General features: G+C 72.3%; 14 protein-coding genes and 2 pseudogenes. 12 read left to right on the top strand and 4 right to left on the bottom strand.

The features are described 5' to 3' along the window. Positions 1-140: 140 nt before the first annotated feature. On the top strand, positions 141-1,001 hold the full coding sequence (locus tag FKD65_RS14950) for a polysaccharide deacetylase family protein (RefSeq protein WP_141578076.1): 861 nt from the start codon (positions 141-143) through the stop codon (positions 999-1,001). A 30-nt stretch (positions 1,002-1,031) separates the two neighbouring features. Here FKD65_RS14950 and FKD65_RS14945 read toward each other — a convergent pair whose 3' ends face one another. Continuing rightward, positions 1,032-1,301, bottom strand: coding sequence for a hypothetical protein (locus tag FKD65_RS14945; protein ID WP_141578075.1), 270 nt, complete (start codon positions 1,299-1,301; stop codon positions 1,032-1,034). Between the two features lie 112 nt (positions 1,302-1,413). Between FKD65_RS14945 and fdxA the strand changes: the two genes are divergently transcribed. The 10 genes and pseudogenes from fdxA to FKD65_RS46605 all read left to right on the top strand — a co-directional run. After that, positions 1,414-1,740, top strand: a complete 327-nt coding sequence (gene fdxA, locus FKD65_RS14940; RefSeq protein WP_141578074.1) for a ferredoxin — start codon at positions 1,414-1,416, stop codon at positions 1,738-1,740. A 118-nt stretch (positions 1,741-1,858) separates the two neighbouring features. Further along, on the top strand, positions 1,859-2,944 hold the full coding sequence (gene dapC / locus FKD65_RS14935; protein ID WP_141578073.1) for a succinyldiaminopimelate transaminase: 1,086 nt from the start codon (positions 1,859-1,861) through the stop codon (positions 2,942-2,944). 182 nt (positions 2,945-3,126) lie between these two features. Further along, on the top strand, positions 3,127-3,744 hold the full coding sequence (locus FKD65_RS14930; protein WP_141578072.1) for a DUF4178 domain-containing protein: 618 nt from the start codon (positions 3,127-3,129) through the stop codon (positions 3,742-3,744). A gap of 2 nt (positions 3,745-3,746) precedes the next feature. Continuing rightward, positions 3,747-4,259 carry a DUF2617 family protein gene (locus FKD65_RS14925; RefSeq protein ID WP_141578071.1) on the top strand — a complete coding sequence of 171 codons (513 nt, stop codon included), beginning with the start codon at positions 3,747-3,749 and terminating at the stop codon, positions 4,257-4,259. Further along, entirely contained in the window at positions 4,249-4,719 is a 471-nt protein-coding gene (locus FKD65_RS14920) for a DUF4247 domain-containing protein (RefSeq protein ID WP_141578070.1), read from the top strand. Before FKD65_RS14925 ends, FKD65_RS14920 begins: the two co-directional genes overlap by 11 nt. Positions 4,720-4,762: 43 nt before the next feature. After that, positions 4,763-5,203, top strand: coding sequence for a DUF350 domain-containing protein (locus FKD65_RS14915; RefSeq protein ID WP_141578069.1), 441 nt, complete (start codon positions 4,763-4,765; stop codon positions 5,201-5,203). A gap of 101 nt (positions 5,204-5,304) precedes the next feature. Next, positions 5,305-6,831 (top strand): annotated as a pseudogene (locus FKD65_RS14910) (polyamine aminopropyltransferase); the annotation flags it as partial. Between the two features lie 124 nt (positions 6,832-6,955). Next, the gene (locus FKD65_RS14905) at positions 6,956-8,098 is read left to right on the top strand and encodes an acyl-CoA dehydrogenase family protein (protein ID WP_141578067.1); all 1,143 of its coding nucleotides are present in this window, start codon (positions 6,956-6,958) and stop codon (positions 8,096-8,098) included. 68 nt (positions 8,099-8,166) lie between these two features. After that, the gene (locus FKD65_RS14900; RefSeq protein WP_141578066.1) at positions 8,167-8,910 is read left to right on the top strand and encodes an ABC transporter ATP-binding protein; all 744 of its coding nucleotides are present in this window, start codon (positions 8,167-8,169) and stop codon (positions 8,908-8,910) included. Then, a pseudogene (locus FKD65_RS46605) lies at positions 8,907-11,105 on the top strand (FtsX-like permease family protein); the annotation flags it as partial. The gene FKD65_RS14900 and the pseudogene FKD65_RS46605, both read left to right, overlap by 4 nt. Here FKD65_RS46605 and FKD65_RS45525 read toward each other — a convergent pair. Next, a complete protein-coding gene (locus FKD65_RS45525) occupies positions 11,078-12,346 on the bottom strand; it encodes a HAMP domain-containing sensor histidine kinase (RefSeq protein WP_141578064.1) in 1,269 nt (422 codons plus the stop codon). The pseudogene FKD65_RS46605 and the gene FKD65_RS45525 overlap by 28 nt on opposite strands. A 23-nt stretch (positions 12,347-12,369) precedes the next feature. Beyond that, the gene (locus FKD65_RS14885; RefSeq protein WP_141578063.1) at positions 12,370-13,023 is read right to left on the bottom strand and encodes a response regulator transcription factor; all 654 of its coding nucleotides are present in this window, start codon (positions 13,021-13,023) and stop codon (positions 12,370-12,372) included. Positions 13,024-13,449: 426 nt separating this feature from the next. Here FKD65_RS14885 and FKD65_RS14880 point away from each other — a divergent pair, with 426 nt between their 5' ends. After that, entirely contained in the window at positions 13,450-14,862 is a 1,413-nt protein-coding gene (locus FKD65_RS14880; RefSeq protein WP_168221046.1) for an Ig-like domain repeat protein, read from the top strand. 143 nt (positions 14,863-15,005) lie between these two features. On the opposite strand, the gene FKD65_RS14875 is transcribed toward FKD65_RS14880, so the two are convergent. Next, positions 15,006-16,010 (bottom strand): metallophosphoesterase family protein, encoded by a 1,005-nt coding sequence (locus FKD65_RS14875; protein WP_141578061.1) that lies wholly within the window; start codon positions 16,008-16,010, stop codon positions 15,006-15,008. Positions 16,011-16,145: the final 135 nt, after the last annotated feature.

Below are 16,145 nucleotides of genomic sequence, written 5' to 3'. Positions count from 1 at the left end.
GATCGGGCCGTCGCATGATGGAGGGGAAATCCCCGGGGCGTCCCAAGGACGATCTTGATTTTCCGGACCATCGGGAAGCGTGTTGCATCGGTTACGGAGGGTATTGAACCGCCCGAGGCAACACGTTACGGGGGTGCCTGGTGCGGATCAGGAATTGTGCCGTCATCGGTGCCGGACTCCTGCTCGCGGCCGGATGCAGCCACGCCGACCGCCAGGCGCGGACCGCCGGGCAGCACGGCACGCTCAAGGGCAGGGCTCCGGCCACGCGACCGCCCGCTCCGGCGCCGCCCCCACCCAGGAAGATCGACTGTGATCGGGTGAAGTGCGTCGCGCTGACGTTCGACGACGGGCCCGGCGAGTACACGACACGGCTACTCGACACGCTCAAGAAGAATGGCGTGCGCGCCACCTTCTTCATGCTCGGGGAGAACGTCGGCGCCCATCGCGCCGTCGTGCGCCGGATGGTGCTCGACGGCCAGGAGGTCGCCAACCACACCTGGTCGCATCCGGACCTCACCACCCTGTCGTCGGCCGAGGTGCGCTCCCAGATCCAGCGCACGCAGAAGGCGGTCAAGGACGCCTCGGGCGTCGCGCCCACGCTGGTCAGGCCGCCCTACGGGTCCGTGAACAAGCGCGTCGAGCGCGCCGTCGGGATGCCGCTGATCCTCTGGAGCGTCGACACGCTCGACTGGCGCTACCGCGACGTCGCCCGCGACACGCGCGTGGGGGTCAAGGAGCCGAAGACCGGCGGGATCGTCCTGTTCCACGACATCCACAAGCCGAGCGTCGACTCCATCCCGAAGGTGGTGGACGGCCTGCGCAGGCGCGGGTTCACGTTCGTGACCGTCTCGGAGCTGCTCATGGGACGGCGGCTCGTGCCGGGCGAGTCCTACAGCGAGCGGACCCCGCCTCCGATGCAGGTCACGGCGAGCCCGCCGCCGTCCGGACCGCCGGCGCGCCCGCCCGCCGGATCGCCCACCACTCCGGCGAGCCCGCGCTAGTACGACCCGCGCACGTACGGCCCACGCTCGTCAGTCGTCCTCGGAGGCGGGCGGGCGGGGGCGCCGCTTGGGCGGAGGCTGCGGCGGGACGACCTTCGCCGCGACCATGGCCTGCTCGGGGACCTCGACGAGTTCGCCGTCGCGGCGGCGCACCGCGAGCGTGCCGCCGGCCCAGGATTCGAGGACGCCCACGACGTCGCTGTACTCTCCCGTTGGCAGACGGCGGCGCAGCGAGATCCGCTGACCCACGTCCGCGCCACTGATGGCCACCACCAGGCGTGCGGCGAAGCGGCCGGACATGTAGGGACCCCCATGTCGAATCGTCGGCTGCGGGGTGGCCATACTATTCACAGCGAGCTTGCGGTGAGCCGTGACGTGCGGCGGGGCCGGAAATCCGAGAGGAGTCACTGACGTGACCTACGTCATTGCGCAGCCCTGCGTGGACCTGCTCGACAAGGCATGCATCGAGGAGTGCCCGGTCGACTGCATCTACGAGGGGAAGCGTCAGCTCTACATCCACCCGGACGAGTGCGTCGACTGCGGTGCGTGCGAGCCGGTTTGCCCGGTTGAAGCCATCTACTACGAGGACGACGTCCCCGACCAGTGGAAGGACTTCTACAAGGTGAACGTGGAGTTCTTCGACGACCTCGGCTCGCCCGGCGGCGCGTCCAAGGTCGGGAAGATCGACAAGGACCACCCGATCGTCGCCGCGCTGCCCCCGCAGAGCCACGACGAGTGATCGCGGGCGGTTCTGGAGCGCTCCTCGCGGGCGCTCCGGAGGCCGCCTGCGCTGACAACCGGGCCGTGGTCGGCGACGACCGCGGCCCGGTGGGTTTCTCTCCGAGGAGGTAAGGGCGTTGTTCACGTTGCCGGACTTTCCGTGGGACCGGCTCGCGCCGTACAAGGAGCGGGCGCTGGCCCACGCGGACGGCATCGCCGACCTGTCGGTCGGAACGCCCGTGGACCCGACGCCCGAGCCGATCAGGCAGGCCCTCGCCGACGCGTCCGACGCGCCCGGCTACCCGCAGACCTACGGCACGCCGCGGCTCCGCGAGGCGGTCGCGGGATGGCTGCGCCGCCGCGCCGGCGTGACGGGCGCCGACCCCGACGCGGTGCTCCCCGTCATCGGCACCAAGGAGCTCGTGGCCTGGCTGCCGACGCTGCTCGGCGCCGGCCCCGGCGACAAGGTCGTCTTCCCGGCGCTGGCCTACCCCACCTACGACGTGGGCGTCCGGCTCGCCGGGGCCGACCCCGTCGCGACCGACGGCCTGCTCTCCCTCGGCCCGGTCGCCCCGAAGATCGTGTGGGTGAACTCGCCGTCCAACCCGACCGGCAAGGTGCTGCCCGCCGAGCACCTGCGCAAGGTCGTCGCGTGGGCGCGCGGCCGCGGCGCGGTCGTCGTGAGCGACGAGTGCTACCTGGAGTTCGGCTGGGACGAGGCGAACCCGCCGATTTCGATCCTGCACCCGGACGTCTGCGAGGGCTCCCACGAGGGCCTGCTCGCGCTGAACTCGCTGTCCAAGCGCTCCAACATGGCGGGGTACCGCGCCGGGTTCGTCACCGGCGACCTCGCCCTCGTGAAGCGGCTGCTGGAGGTCCGCAAGCACGCCGGGATGATCGTCCCGGCGCCGGTGCAGGCCGCGATGACCGTCGCCTACGGCGACGACGCGCACGTCGACGAGCAGCGGGCCCGGTACGCGCGGCGCCGCGCCGCCCTGCGCGAGGCGTTCGAGAGGCACGGCTTCCGCGTCGACCACTCCGAGGCGTCCCTGTACCTGTGGGCCACGCGCGACGAGCCGTGCTGGGACACCGTCGCCCACCTGTCGTCCCTCGGGATCCTGGTCGGCCCCGGCGAGTTCTACGGCCCGGGCGGCGCCCGGCACGTCCGCATCGCCTTCACCGCGACCGACGAGCGCGTCGCCGCCGCCGCCGCGCGCCTCTGACCCCCGCTCTCCCGCCGGTGGCGGCGGCCGGTTTCGGTCGGTTCGGGGATAGGGAATCCGGAGTTTCCGGACGAAACCGCATCTTCATTTGATACGTCTGATCGCGGTATGGGCTTGTCAGGCCACAGTCGGTAGGATCCGCAGGTCTGGCCCCCCGAAACGGACGAAACGATGGAGGTGCCGTGGGCAAAGCGGCGATAGTGATCCTGCTGGCACTGATCCTGGTCGCCCTGGTCGTGCTCATCGTCGTCCTGCTGCGGCGCCGCTCGGGCGCCCCGGCGCAGGCGCCCGCCCCGGCCGTCCCGCGCGACCCGTTCGCCCCCGAGGACCAGGTCGCCGGCGACCCGCGCGCCCTCAAGGCGGGCGACATGGTGGAGTACCTCGGCACCCGCTACTTCGTCCGCGGCTCGCTGCGGTTGAAGGAGGGCGGCTTCACCTGGAGCGAGCACCTCCTCGACGCCGACACGATCGAGGGCACCAAGGTCTGGATCTCCGTCGAGGAGGACCCCGACCTCGAGGTCGTCTGGTGGACCGAGCACGAGATCGGCGACCTGCGTCCCGGAGACAGGACGGTCGTCGTGGACGGCGTGGAGTACCGCCGCGACGAGCACGGCACCGCCAGCTACACCAGCGAGGGCACGACGGGCGTCGGCGTCCAGGGCCGGGTCGAGTACGTCGACTACGAGGGCCCGCGCGGGAGGTACCTGTCGTTCGAGCAGTACGGCGGCGGCCAGTGGGAGGCGGGCCTCGGCGAGCGCGTCCCGGCGGGATCGATGACGATCTACCCGGGCGGAAGCTGACCTTGCGGACCGTCCTCGACACCCCCTACGCGGACGCCCGCGCCGACGGGCTGTCGTTCGTGCTCGGCCTGCCGCCGCTGGACGCCCTCGCCGTCCTCTCGGTGGAGTGCGCGGACCTGACCGTGGAGCTGCGCCTGCTCGGCGCGTCCCACCAGGTCATCGCCGGGCCGCTGAGCGAGACGGTGGCGTGCCTGCCGGGACGCACCGAACCCCTGCCGGGACGCGCGGCGACGAGCGTGCCCGGCTGGGCGTACGACTTCGCCGCGACGACCGCGGCGCACAGCGACGGGACGGCGTTCGCCCGCGCCGTCGAGGCGGTGTGCGCGCGGCTCGCGGACCGCGGTGACGCGCTGACCGGGGCGTTCCCCGGTTCCCCGCACGCCGTCACCGCCCTTGCCCTGGAGGAGACGGCGGGACGGGAGGCCGCGGTCGGATGGCGCACATGGCACGCCTACCCGCAGACCCGGGAGATCGTGATGACACGGAGCCGGCTGGTGAGACCTCGTGAACAGTAGAAACCACTCGATCGGCAGGAACAAGGCGGGCCGCAGGTACCGGACGGCGGGCGTGCTGGTCGCCGCCACCGTGACCGCCGGGCTGCTCGGCGGCTGCGGGCAGTCGCAGTCGTCCTGGATCGCCGGCAAGTACACCAAGGCCGGATCGGGCACCTACCGGTCGCCGAAGCCCCCGCGGACGGTGGCGTCGGAGATCGGCCGCAAGTTCAAGCCGATCGACCGGGTGGACGACATGGCCACCATGGGCCCCAACGGCGGCATCTTCATGCGCTACCCGAAGCTCGTCGTCGGCGTCCTGCCGAACGGGACGGGCAGCCGCATCACGGTCGACAACCCGCGCGGCGGCTACAGCCGCCACTACTCGCACGTGGCCGGACGCTGGAGCAGCCCCGGCAGCAACGGCTGGAACAGCAGGGGCGCCGCGTCGTTCCGCGGCGGCGGACCAGGCTCGGGCAAATGAGACATCGGGCAAACGAGGGCGTCGGGCACACGAGGAGCGACACATGAACGACGACATCCTTCACGAGATCGGGGCGACCTTCGCCTACGGCGCGGTCGGCATCGCCCTGATGGCGCTCGGCTACCTGGTCGTGGAGGTGACGACGCCCGGCAGGCTCGGCAAGCAGATCTGGACCGAGGGCAACCGGGGCGCCGCGCTGCTGCTGGCCGCCAAGCTCTTCGGCACCTCGGTGATCGTCACGACCGCGATCGTGACCAGCGACAGCGACCTGACCGACGGACTGGTCGACACCGCCGTGTTCGGCGGGATCGGCATCGTGCTGATGGTCGCGGCGTTCTTCCTGCTGGACGTGCTCACGCCCGGCAAGCTCGGCGCGACGCTCGTGGACGCGGGCGGGACGGGCACGGCGATCCACCCGGCGGGCTGGGTCGTGGCCGCCGCCGACCTCGGGGTCGCCGCGATCGTGGCCGGGGCGGTCTCCTGACGTCCCGCGACCTGGACCAGGCCGCCCCGCCGTCCGGCGGCCCCGCCCCGGAGCCGCCCCCCGCCGAGCGGGACGGCCCGGGGCGGGCGCGCGTCACGGCGCGGGCGGCGCGCGCGCTCGTCCTCGCGGCCGTGTTCGCTTGCGCGGCGTGCGGGCTGGTGTACGAGCTGGCCCTCGTCGCGCTCGGCAGCTATCTCGTCGGGAACTCCGTCACGCAGGCGTCGATCGTCCTGTCGGTGATGGTGTTCGCGATGGGCGTCGGCTCGCTGGCCGCCAAGCCGCTGCAGGACCGCGCCGTCGTGGCGTTCGCCGTCATCGAGGGCCTGCTCGCGCTGATCGGCGGCATGTCGGTCCTCGCGCTGTACGCGGCGTTCGCGTGGCTCGACATCTACGTCCCGGCGCTGGTGGTGGTGTCGTTCGCGGTAGGCGCGCTGATCGGCGCGGAGATCCCGCTGCTGATGACGCTGCTCCAGCGGATCCGCAAGCAGGACGCCGGGTCCGCGGTGGCCGACCTGTTCGCGGCCGACTACGTGGGCGCGCTGATCGGCGGCCTGGCGTTCCCGTTCCTGCTGCTGCCCACGTTCGGGCACATCAAGGGCGCGCTGCTCGTCGGCGTCGTGAACGCCGTCGCCGGGATGGCGGTCGTGCTGTGGCTGTTCCGCCGCGAGGTCGGGCGCGTCGCCCGGGTCGCGCTCGCCCTCGGCATGGTCGCCGTCCTCGCGGTCCTCGGCGGGACGTACGTGCTCGCGGACGGGTTCGAGGTGTCGGCGCGGCAGGCGCTGTACGACGCGCCGATCGCGGTGGCGAAGCGCACGAAGTACCAGGAGATCGTCATCACCCGGCGGGCCGGGCTCGGCCCCTCGGACCTGAGGCTGTTCCTCAACGGCGACCTCCAGTTCTCCTCGGCGGACGAGTACCGCTACCACGAGTCGCTCGTCCATCCGCTGATGTCGGGCCCGCACGGGCGGGTGCTGATCCTCGGCGGCGGGGACGGCCTGGCGCTGCGTGAGGTGCTGCGCTACAAGGACGTCCAGAGCGCGACGCTGGTCGAGCTGGATCCCGAGATGATCCACCTGGCCCGGACGTACGGGCCGCTGGCATCCCTCAACCGCCACGCCTTCGAGGACCCGCGGGCCGAGACCGTCACCGCCGACGCGTTCTCCTGGCTGCGCAGCCTGGACCGGCGGTTCGACGCGGTCATCGTGGACATGCCCGACCCCGACGACGTGTCCACCGCCAAGCTGTACTCGGTCGAGTTCTACGGGATGGTGAAGCGGGCGCTGGCCCCGGGCGGGCGGATCGTGGTCCAGTCCGGGTCGCCGTACTTCGCGCCCAAGTCGTTCTGGAGCATCCAGAAGTCCATCGCCGCCGCCGGCCTCGCGACCACCCCGTACCACGTGGACGTGCCGAGCTTCGGCGACTGGGGCTTCGTCCTCGCCTCCCCGGGGAAGCGTCCGCCCGCGCTGGCCCTGGCTCCCGGCGTCGCGGACCTGCGCTTCCTCGACGGACCGCTGCTCCAGGCCGCGGCCGTCTTCCCCAAGGACCGCCGCGCGAGGGACGTGGACGTCAACACCCTCGTCCACCCCCGCCTGGTCGAGTACGAGGGCCAGGAGTGGAAGAACTCCTAGCCCGGCCCGCGTCCCGTCTCCGCCGGCCGCACCCGCCTCCCGGTAGAGGAGCACGACCGAGCCCTGGCTACAGTGGGATGTATCAGTGCACACTTACTCGCCGGCACAGCTAGGGAGACCGCGGATGGGACGCGAGATCTACACCGAGGAGCACGAGGCCTTCCGCGACATGGTGCGCTCCTTCATCGCCAAGGAGATCGCGCCGCACCACGAGCAGTGGGAGAAGGACGGGATCGTCTCGCGCGAGGTGTGGCTGGCGGCGGGGCGCGCGGGCCTGCTCGGCATCGACATGCCGGAGGAGTTCGGGGGCGGCGGCGACCCCGACTACCGCTACTACGTGATCTTCAACGAGGAGCTGGCGAAGGCCGGCGTGCACGGTCCCGGCTTCGCCGTCCACAACGACATCAACGGCGGGTACCTGCGGCAGCTGTGCAGCCCCGAGCAGCAGCGGCGCTGGTTCCCCGGCTACTGCTCCGGTGAGCTCATCACCGCGATCGCGATGACCGAGCCCGCCGCCGGGTCCGACCTCCAGGGCATCAGGACGACCGCGGTGAAGGACGGCGACCACTACGTCCTGAACGGCTCGAAGACGTTCATCTCCAACGGCATCCTCGCCGACCTCGTCATCGTCGTCGCCAAGACCGACCCGTCCGCCGGGGCCAAGGGCGTCAGCCTCCTCGCCGTCGAGCGCGGCATGGAGGGCTTCGAGCGCGGCCGCAACCTCGACAAGGTCGGCATGCACGCGCAGGACACCGCCGAGCTGTTCTTCGACAACGTCCGCGTCCCCAAGGAGAACCTCCTCGGCGAGGAGGGCATGGGCTTCATCTACCTCATGCAGAACCTCGCCCGCGAGCGGCTGTCCATCGGCGCCACCGCGCAGGCCGCCGCCGAGACCGCCTTCGAGCAGACCCTGGAGTACTGCAAGAGCCGCGAGGCGTTCGGCCGTCCGATCGGCAAGTTCCAGCACAACCGGTTCACGCTCGCCGAGATGAAGACCGAGCTGACCGTCTCGCGCGCCTTCACCGACGAGTGCATCGTCAAGGAGAGCCGGGGGGAGCTGACCCCCGACGAGGCCGCGATGCTCAAGTGGTGGAACACCGAGCTGCTCAAGCGGGTCGTGGACCGCTGCGTCCAGCTCCACGGCGGCTACGGCTACATGACCGAGTACCCGATCGCCAAGGCCTACCAGGACGTCCGCATCCAGACCATCTTCGGCGGCACCACCGAGATCATGAAGGAGATCATCGGCCGCGGCCTCGGCGTGTAGCCCGCGTCCCCGCCCGGTCCGCCGCCGCGCTCACCGCGCCGAAACCTCCCGGCTGCCAGGTTGAGCGCGTGAACACACGCGAGGAAACGGTCGTGCGGCTCGATTCCGTACGCAGGGCATACGGCGGCGTCGCCGCGCTGGACGGGGTGAGCCTGGAGATCCGGCGCGGCGAGTCCGTCGCGGTGATGGGGCCGTCCGGCAGCGGGAAGTCGACGCTGCTCAACCTGGTCGCGGGCCTGGACCGCCCGACGGCGGGATCGGTGGCGGTGGACGGCGAGGACCTCACCGGGATGGGCGAGGCGGCCCTCGCCCGGTTCCGGCGCCGCCGGATCGGGATGGTCTTCCAGTTCTTCAACCTGCTGGACGACCTGCCCGCGCTGGAGAACGTCGCGGTGGCCGCCCGGCTCGCCGGCGTCCCGGCGCGCAGGGCGCGGGCCCGGGCGCTGGAACTGCTGGACGAGCTCGGCATCGCCGCCCGCCGCGACGCCTACCCGGCGGTGCTGAGCGGCGGCGAGCGGCAGCGCGTCGGGGTGGCGCGGGCGCTGGTGAACCGGCCGGCGCTCCTGCTGGCGGACGAGCCGACCGGCGCGCTCGACACCGCGACCGGCGAGCAGGTCGCCGGGCTCCTGCTCGACCTCAACAGGAGCGGCCAGACGCTGCTTCTCGTCACCCACGACCATGGCCTGGCCGACCGGTGCGCGTCCCGCCTGGTCGAGTTCAGGGACGGCCGGATCGTCCACGAGGCCGTGCCCGAGAGCGACGGGCGGGACGGCGGCGGGTCCGAGAGGGGCGAGTCGTGGGCCGTTCGATGAGCGCGGTGTGGGCGGCGTCGCGTGCCGGGGTGCGGCGGCGCCGCGTCCAGTCGGCCAGTATCGCCGTCGTCGTGGCGCTGGCCACGGCGACGCTCGTGTTCGGGCTCGGCCTGCTGTCCGCGTCGCGGTCCCTCTTCGACGACGCGTTCGCGCAGGCGCGCGGCGCGCACGCGACGGCCTCCTTCGACGCCGCGCGGGTGAGCGCCGACCGGCTCGCCGCCACCGCCCACGCGCACGGGGTCACCGCCGCCGCCGGCCCGTTCCGCACTGCGACGCTGCCGCGGAACGGCGGTCCGATGGGACCGGGGGGCGGCGACGACGGCCTCCCCGTGGTGGGACGCGACGACCCCGGCGGCCCCGTCGACAGGCTCACGCTCACGCAGGGCAGGTGGGTCCGCGGGCCTGGCGAGATCGTGCTCCGCGCGAGGCCCGGCGGCCCCTTCAAGCTGGGCGGCAGGCTGTCGCCCCTGGGACTTCCGGAGCTCACCATCGTGGGCTTCGCCGACTCCGCGACCGGCGGCCGCATGGGCTGGGTGACGTCCGGGCAGGTCGCCGCGCTCCGGCCGGACGGGCTCCAGATGCTGTACCGGTTCGACCGCGCGGGGGACGCCGCCGAGGTCCGGCAGAGCCTGACGGCCGCGACCGCCGGGCTCCCGATGCGCGGCTACGACTCCTACGTGACCGCCAGGAAGTCGTTCGAGCTGGAGTTCGACCAGCTGATCCCGTTCATCACGGTCTTCGGGATCCTCGCCATGGCCGTGTCGGTGTTCATCGTCGCCAACCTGGTGAGCGGCGCGGTCGTCTCCGGGTTCCGGCACATCGGCGTCATGAAGGCGCTCGGCTTCACTCCGGCGCAGGTCACGGCCGTCTACGTCGTGACGGTCACCGTCCCGGCGCTGCTCGGCTGCGCGGTCGGCCTCCTGGCGGGCCACCTGCTCGCCGGGCGGGTCGCGGCGCGCGTGGCGGGCGGCTTCGAGCTGCCGTCGGCCGGAGGGCCGGCGCCCCTGCTCGACCTCGGCGGCGGCGCCGGGGTCCTCGCCCTGGTGGTGCTGGCCGCGGTCCTCCCGGCGCTGCGGGCCGGCCGGCTCCCGGCGGTTCAGGCGATCAGCGCCGGGGCCGTCTCGCGCGGCGGCCGGGGGCGGGGCCTCCAGCGGTGGCTGCTGCGCACCCGGCTGCCCGTCCCGGCCGGGCTCGGCCTCGGGTTGCCCGCCGCCCGTCCCGCCAGGACGGCGCTCACCCTCGCGGGCCTGTGCCTCGGCGTGACCGCGGTGACCATGGGCCTCGGCATGCACCAGACGGTCATGAAGATCCTGACGGCCGACACCGAGGGGCACACCTCCGTCAGCGTCGGCCTGCCCCCGAGGTCCCCCGGCGGCATGACCGAGGACCAGGTCGCCGCGCTGCTGCGAGCCCAGCCGGGCACCGCCCACGTGATGTCGTCCGCGCCGGTGAGGCTGCGGATCGCCGGGCTGTCGTCGGGACTGACGGCCGAGACCTGCGGCGGCGACTACCGCCCCTTCCTCGGCGACTCCATCGTCCGCGGACGCTGGTTCTCGGGGCCCGGCGAGGCGGTGCCGAGCGAGGGTTTCCTGCGGCTGCACGATCTGGACGTGGGCGACACCCTCACGCTCCAGACATCCGGGACGCAGGCCACCGTGCGGATCGTGGGCGCGTTCGCGCACCCCGACACCGGCCGGCTGATGCTCGACTCCGCGAGCCTTCCGGGGGCGGTGGGCGAGGACGGGCCGCGGTCCTTCTCGGTGATCCTCACCGAGGGGACCGACGCGGCCGCCTACGCCCACCGGATCACTTCAGCGGCGCCGTCCACCGGGCTGATCGCCGAGCCGACCGAGCCCGACCTCGGGAAGAGCGCGGTCCTCGGCGGGCTGTTCGTGCTGTTCTCGCTGGTCATCTGCGCGGCCGCGGCGATCGGCGTCCTCAACGGCGTGCTGCTGAGCGCCCGGGAACGCGCCCGGGACCTCGGTGTGCTGAAGGCCGTGGGAACGACCCCGCGGCAGGTCGTCGCCATGATGGTGACCGCGATGGCGGCGCTCGGGATCGTCGGCGGCGCGCTCGGCGCCCCGCTCGGGGTCCTCGCCCACCACGGCGTCGTGGTGCTCACGGGCGAGATGCTCGGCAGCGGGATGGCGGCCTCCTGGATCCACGTCTACTCGTGGACGGTGCTGGCGCCGCCGGCCTGCGCCGGGCTGGTCGTCGCCGTCCTCGGCGCCTGGCCGCCCGCCCTCCATGCGGCCGCCACCCGCACCGCCGCCGTCCTGCGCAGCGAGTGACAGGTGAGGGCCACGGCGACCGACAGCCCGCCGTCGGGGTTCGCCGCGGCCCTCACCTCGCCGCCGTGGGCGCGCGCGATGGCCGCGACGATGGACAGGCCGAGCCCCGCCCCCTCCGCCGACCCGGTCCGGTCGGCGTGCAGCCTGCGGAACGGTTCGAACAGCTCGTCCACCTTCTCCGGCGGGACGCGCGGCCCGGTGTTGCGGACGACCAGCGCCTCCTCCGACAGCTCCACGCGGACGTCCCCGCCGGGACGGTTGTGCCGGATCGCGTTCTGCACCAGGTTGGCGACCATCCGCGTGAGCAGCACCTCGTCCCCGGCGACGGTGACCGGCCGCGTCTCGGCCGCGACGCCGATCCGCTCGCTCGCGGCGGCGGCCGCGTTCTCCTCGACGACCTGCCGGACCACCGCTTCGAGATCCACCGGCGCGCGGACGTCGAGCCCGCGGTCCCCCTGCGCGAGGACGAGCAGCCCCTCGATGAGCCGTTCGGACCGCCGGGTGTTGCGCAGCATCTCGTCCCGGACCTCGGCGAGCCGCTCCGGCGAGGGGTCCGCGAGACCGACCTCGACGGCCGTGCGCTGGACGGCCAGGGGGGTCCGCAGCTCGTGGGACGCGTTGGCGACGAAGCGGCGCTGGCTGTCGACCGCTTTCTCCAGCCGGTCGATCATGGCGTCGAAGGTGTCGGCCAGCTCCTTGAACTCGTCCGCCGGGCCGTCCAGCGCGATGCGCTCGTCCAGGGTGGACAGCGACAGCCGCCGCGCGGTCGCCGTGATGCGGTGCAGGGGCCGCAGCAGCCGCCCCGTCAGCCACCAGCACACCGCGAACGCCAGCACGGTGATGACCACGATCGCGACCAGGATGACGACCCGCTGCGACCCCACCAAACTCTCCTGGAACTGTTCCCGCCCGACGACGTGCTTCGCCGCGTAACGGGGACGGGGCTTCACGACCGCGAACGGGGACTCCTCGCATGCACCTGGGGCGCACGGAGCGTCGAGGGAGCGGGACTCGGTGAAATGGACGTCCTGCACCCGGGCGTCGACGATCCTCTGCTGGACCCACAGGACGGCGCCCAGCACGCTCAGCGTGATCGCGGCGAAGAGGCCGCCGTACAGCAGCGTCATCCGCGTCCGCACCTTCATGGGCCGCCCCGTCATGAGGCGCCTCACAGCCGGTACCCGCTCCCGGGAACGGTGACGATGACGGGCGGCTCGCCGAGCTTGGCCCGCAGCTTGCTCACCGTCACCTTGACGACGGTGGTGAACGGATCGGTGTTCTCGTCCCACGCCCGTTCCAGCAGCTCCTCGGCGCTCACCACGCCGCCGCGCGCCTGCATCAGCACCTCCAGCACGGCGTACTCCTTGGGGGACAGGGCCAGCGGCCTGCCGTCCCGGGCCACCTCCCGCCGCGCCGCGTCCAGTGTGATGCCGCCGTGCACCAGCACCGGCGGCAGCGGCGGGACGTTCCGCCGCGCCAGCGCGCTGATCCGCGCGACCAGCTCCTCGAACGCGAACGGCTTGGCGAGGTAGTCGTCGGCGCCGAGGTTCAGGCCGTCCACCCGCTCGTGCACCGCGCCCGATGCGGTCAGCATCAGGATGCGCACCGCCTCCTCGCGCTGGGCCAGCCCCCGGCAGATGTCGTCGCCGTGCACCAGGGGGAGGTCGCGGTCCAGGACGAGGACGTCGTACTCGTTGACCGCGAGCCGCTCCAGCGCGCCCTCCCCGTCATAGGCGACGTCCACCGCCATCGCCCGCTTCCGAAGCCCCTCCGCCACCAGATCGGCCAGGAACCGCTCATCCTCGGCCACGAGTATCCGCATCCCGCCATTCCCCCAGACCGGTCATAAGCCGCCGGTTAACGGTGCGGACCGGTCGGGGCTCAACGGACCGGGCGGGGAATGCCGGTCGGGCCGGTGACCTGATCAGAAAAGGGGCCAGGGGCTGATCCATGGCTTTCTGCTCGGGATCGCGGTTTGGGGATCAGACTTGATGGACACATTCAGCGATGAAGCCATTCCACGCGGTGATCCATTGCAGGTGAGAGGCGATGTGAGGGCCGCTGGCCGGCGGATGCCGTCCCTCCCCGGAAGCACATTTCCATGTCCGCAAATACCCCTCCGACGCGCCCCCCGCTCTTGCGGACTCTGGCGCCCGCCCGTGCCGCCGCTCCGGCACCGACCGTTCCGCCCGCCTCCGCGGCGACCGCGACGCTCGCCTATGTCGCCGGCGACAGCGGCATAGTGGCAGTGATCGACACTGCCACCAACGTGGTGGCCGCCACGGTCACCGTCGGCATCTTCCTGTACGGCGTGGCGGTCACCCCGGACGGAGACACCGTCTACGTCACCAACACCGTCCCCGACACCGGGAAACGCACGGTTTCGGTGATCGATACCGTCGCCGGCGCAGTCACCGCCACGGTCGCCGTCGGCGGCGAGCCGTTCGGGGTGGCGGTCAGCCCGGATGGTGGCAGGGTCTATGTCACCAACCTCGCGGACGGCACGGTTTCGGTGATCGACACCGTCGCCGGCGCAGTCACCGCCACGGTCGCCGTCGGCGGCGAGCCGTTCGGGGTGGCGGTCAGCCCGGATGGTGGCAGGGTCTATGTCACCAACCTCGCGGACGGCACGGTCTCGGTGATCGACACCGCCGCCGACACCGTGGCCGCCACGGTCACCGTCGGCGTTTACCCGTACGGGGCGGCGGTCAGCCCGGACGGTGGCAGGGTCTACGTCACCAACGCCGGGGACGGCACGGTCTCGATGATCGATACCGCCGTCCAGGCCGTCGCCGCCACCATCGCTGTCGGTGCCGACCCGGGCGGGGTGGCGGTCACTCCGGATGGTGGCAGGGTCTACGTCCCCAACTCCGGGAATGGCACGGTCTCGGTGATCGACACCGCCGTCGAGGCCGTCACCGCCACCATCCCTGTCGGTGCCATCCCGGTCGGCGTGGCGGTCACTCCGGATGGCGGCGGCGTCTACGTCACCAACAACGGCGATCACATGGTCTCGGTGATCGACACTGCCACGAACACCGTGACCCTCACCATCTCGGGCGTCGGCGTCGGCCCGTGGGGGATCGCGATCAGCGTGGCCGCCACGTCGGCGGTCGCGGTCACCGCCGAGCCCGATCCGGCCGAGGTGCACAGCCTGGTCACCCTGAAGGCCGCGGTCACCTGTAGCGAGGGCACCCCTACCGGCACGGTCGAGTTCCGTGACGGCGCCACCGCCCTGGGCTCGACCCTTCTGCTCCACGGCACCGCCACCCTCCTGCGCAGGTTCGAGGCCGGCGCCCACACCATCACCGCCGTCTACAGCGGGAATGGCGACTGCCCGGCTGCGGAGTCCAGCCCGATCACCCTCACCGTCAACAGGGGCGCCTCGACCACCGTGGCCTCGGCGCTGCCCCGGACGACGCTGCGGAACCGGCGGGTCGTCCTCCTCGCCCGCGTCCTATGCGGCGGTACCCTCCCCACTGGCACGGTCGAGTTCCGCGACGGCGCCACCAGCCTGGGAACCATCCCGCTGACAGCCGGCGCCGCCTCCCTGGCCACCACCTTCACCACCGCCGGCACCCACACCATCACCGCCGTCTACGGGGGCGACCGCCACTGCGAGGCCTCCACCTCGCCGCCCGTCGCCGTCCTCGTCCGCTGATCAGCGGACGTCCCGGGGACCGTCGGCGGGTGCCGCGCATACGGTCTTCCGGACCGGTCGATGTCCCGCCACCACCGTGGAGGGCCCCTCCTGTCCGAGCGACCCCGGTCCGGAAGTGCGCGTTCCGCGTTTCAGGCTGGGAGTCAGACGGGTGCGTCGGCTGCGGCGACTCCGAGCGCGGCGGCCGTGTCCAGCGTCCGGCGCGGGGTGGCGCACCGCCTGGCCAGGACGGCCTGGTCGAGCCGACCGCCACGGGCCTGGAACAGCAGCGGCGCGGCGGGATGCCGCCGTATCTCGTCCGCCGGCAGGCCAGCGGCCGTCCGGTGCGCCGCGTCCACCAGGGCGGGAACCAGCGTCCGAAGCTTCGCGGCCCATTCCTCGACCGCCCGGAGCCATTCCCGCGACGCCTCATCGGACGTGCTGGAGAACCGGGCGACCTTCTCGCCCAGCTCCTGCCAGGTGAAGTCACGCCACGGCCTGGTCTTCAGGACCGGCAACTGCCATTCGCGCTTGGCGACCGACCAGTGATCAGCGCGTGCCGCCACCGAATGGACCGTGAAGCCCGGAAGGCACAGCGCGGTCAGGTTCCAGCCGTGGCAGGCGCCGGTGTCGAGCCCGAAGACCCTCCCGTCGCGGGCCAGCGGCTCCCGGCCGGTGACATGGTGACCGAACACGACCGGCTTGTCATCGGTGTACCGGTCGTGCCAGTGGCCGTCCGGGAACAGCGCGGCGAGCTCCCGCTCACCGCTGGTCGTGCCGCAGAGGACTTCCTCCTTCTGCTCGCCCAGCGGAACACCGGGAACCAGCGCCGCGTGCACGACCCGGACGTCCTCGCTCTCGAAGAAGTACGGAAGCGTCCGCATCCACTCGACCGTCTCGGCGTACCCGTCGCCCAGTTGCAGGCGCGTGATCTCCTGCGCATAGGAGAAGATCCCGCGCACGTGCTTGCGCTCGTGGTTCCCCATGACCACGACCGAGTTCGGGCGCTCGCGGAAGAACCCGACGACATCCCCGGAGGCCGGCCCCCGGTCGACGAGATCGCCCACGCTGACCAGAAGGTCATCCGGCCGGAGCCCGACCCTGTCCAGCAGTTCGAGCAACTCGTCGAAGCAGCCGTGAACGTCGCCGACGATGACGGTGCGTCCCATCTGCCGGAGCCTAGGCAGCCGCACATTTCACGCGCAAAGCAATATCCAAGCCCTCTCGGACCTTCACCCCGTGGAGAGCCGGCGACCGGCGTAACCGCCTTTGACGGTTCGGACGCTCCGGACGTTCTCGGCGTC

The organism is Actinomadura sp. WMMA1423 (assembly GCF_006547145.1).
GTDB lineage: Bacteria > Actinomycetota > Actinomycetes > Streptosporangiales > Streptosporangiaceae > Spirillospora.
Note: the sequence above shows the minus strand (reverse complement) of the source record. Positions and strands in the feature narration are given on the sequence as shown.

Excerpts from the sequence above, each read along its gene's own strand:
- FKD65_RS14945 (WP_141578075.1), bottom strand. The coding sequence starts at position 1,301 with ATGTCCGGCCGCTTCGCCGCACGCCTGGTGGTGGCCATCAGTGGCGCG.
- FKD65_RS14915 (WP_141578069.1), top strand. The coding sequence starts at position 4,763 with ATGAACGACGACATCCTTCACGAGATCGGGGCGACCTTCGCCTACGGC.
- FKD65_RS14905 (WP_141578067.1), top strand. The coding sequence starts at position 6,956 with ATGGGACGCGAGATCTACACCGAGGAGCACGAGGCCTTCCGCGACATG.
- FKD65_RS45525 (WP_141578064.1), bottom strand. The coding sequence starts at position 12,346 with ATGAAGGTGCGGACGCGGATGACGCTGCTGTACGGCGGCCTCTTCGCC.
- FKD65_RS14885 (WP_141578063.1), bottom strand. The coding sequence starts at position 13,023 with ATGCGGATACTCGTGGCCGAGGATGAGCGGTTCCTGGCCGATCTGGTG.
- FKD65_RS14875 (WP_141578061.1), bottom strand. The coding sequence starts at position 16,010 with ATGGGACGCACCGTCATCGTCGGCGACGTTCACGGCTGCTTCGACGAG.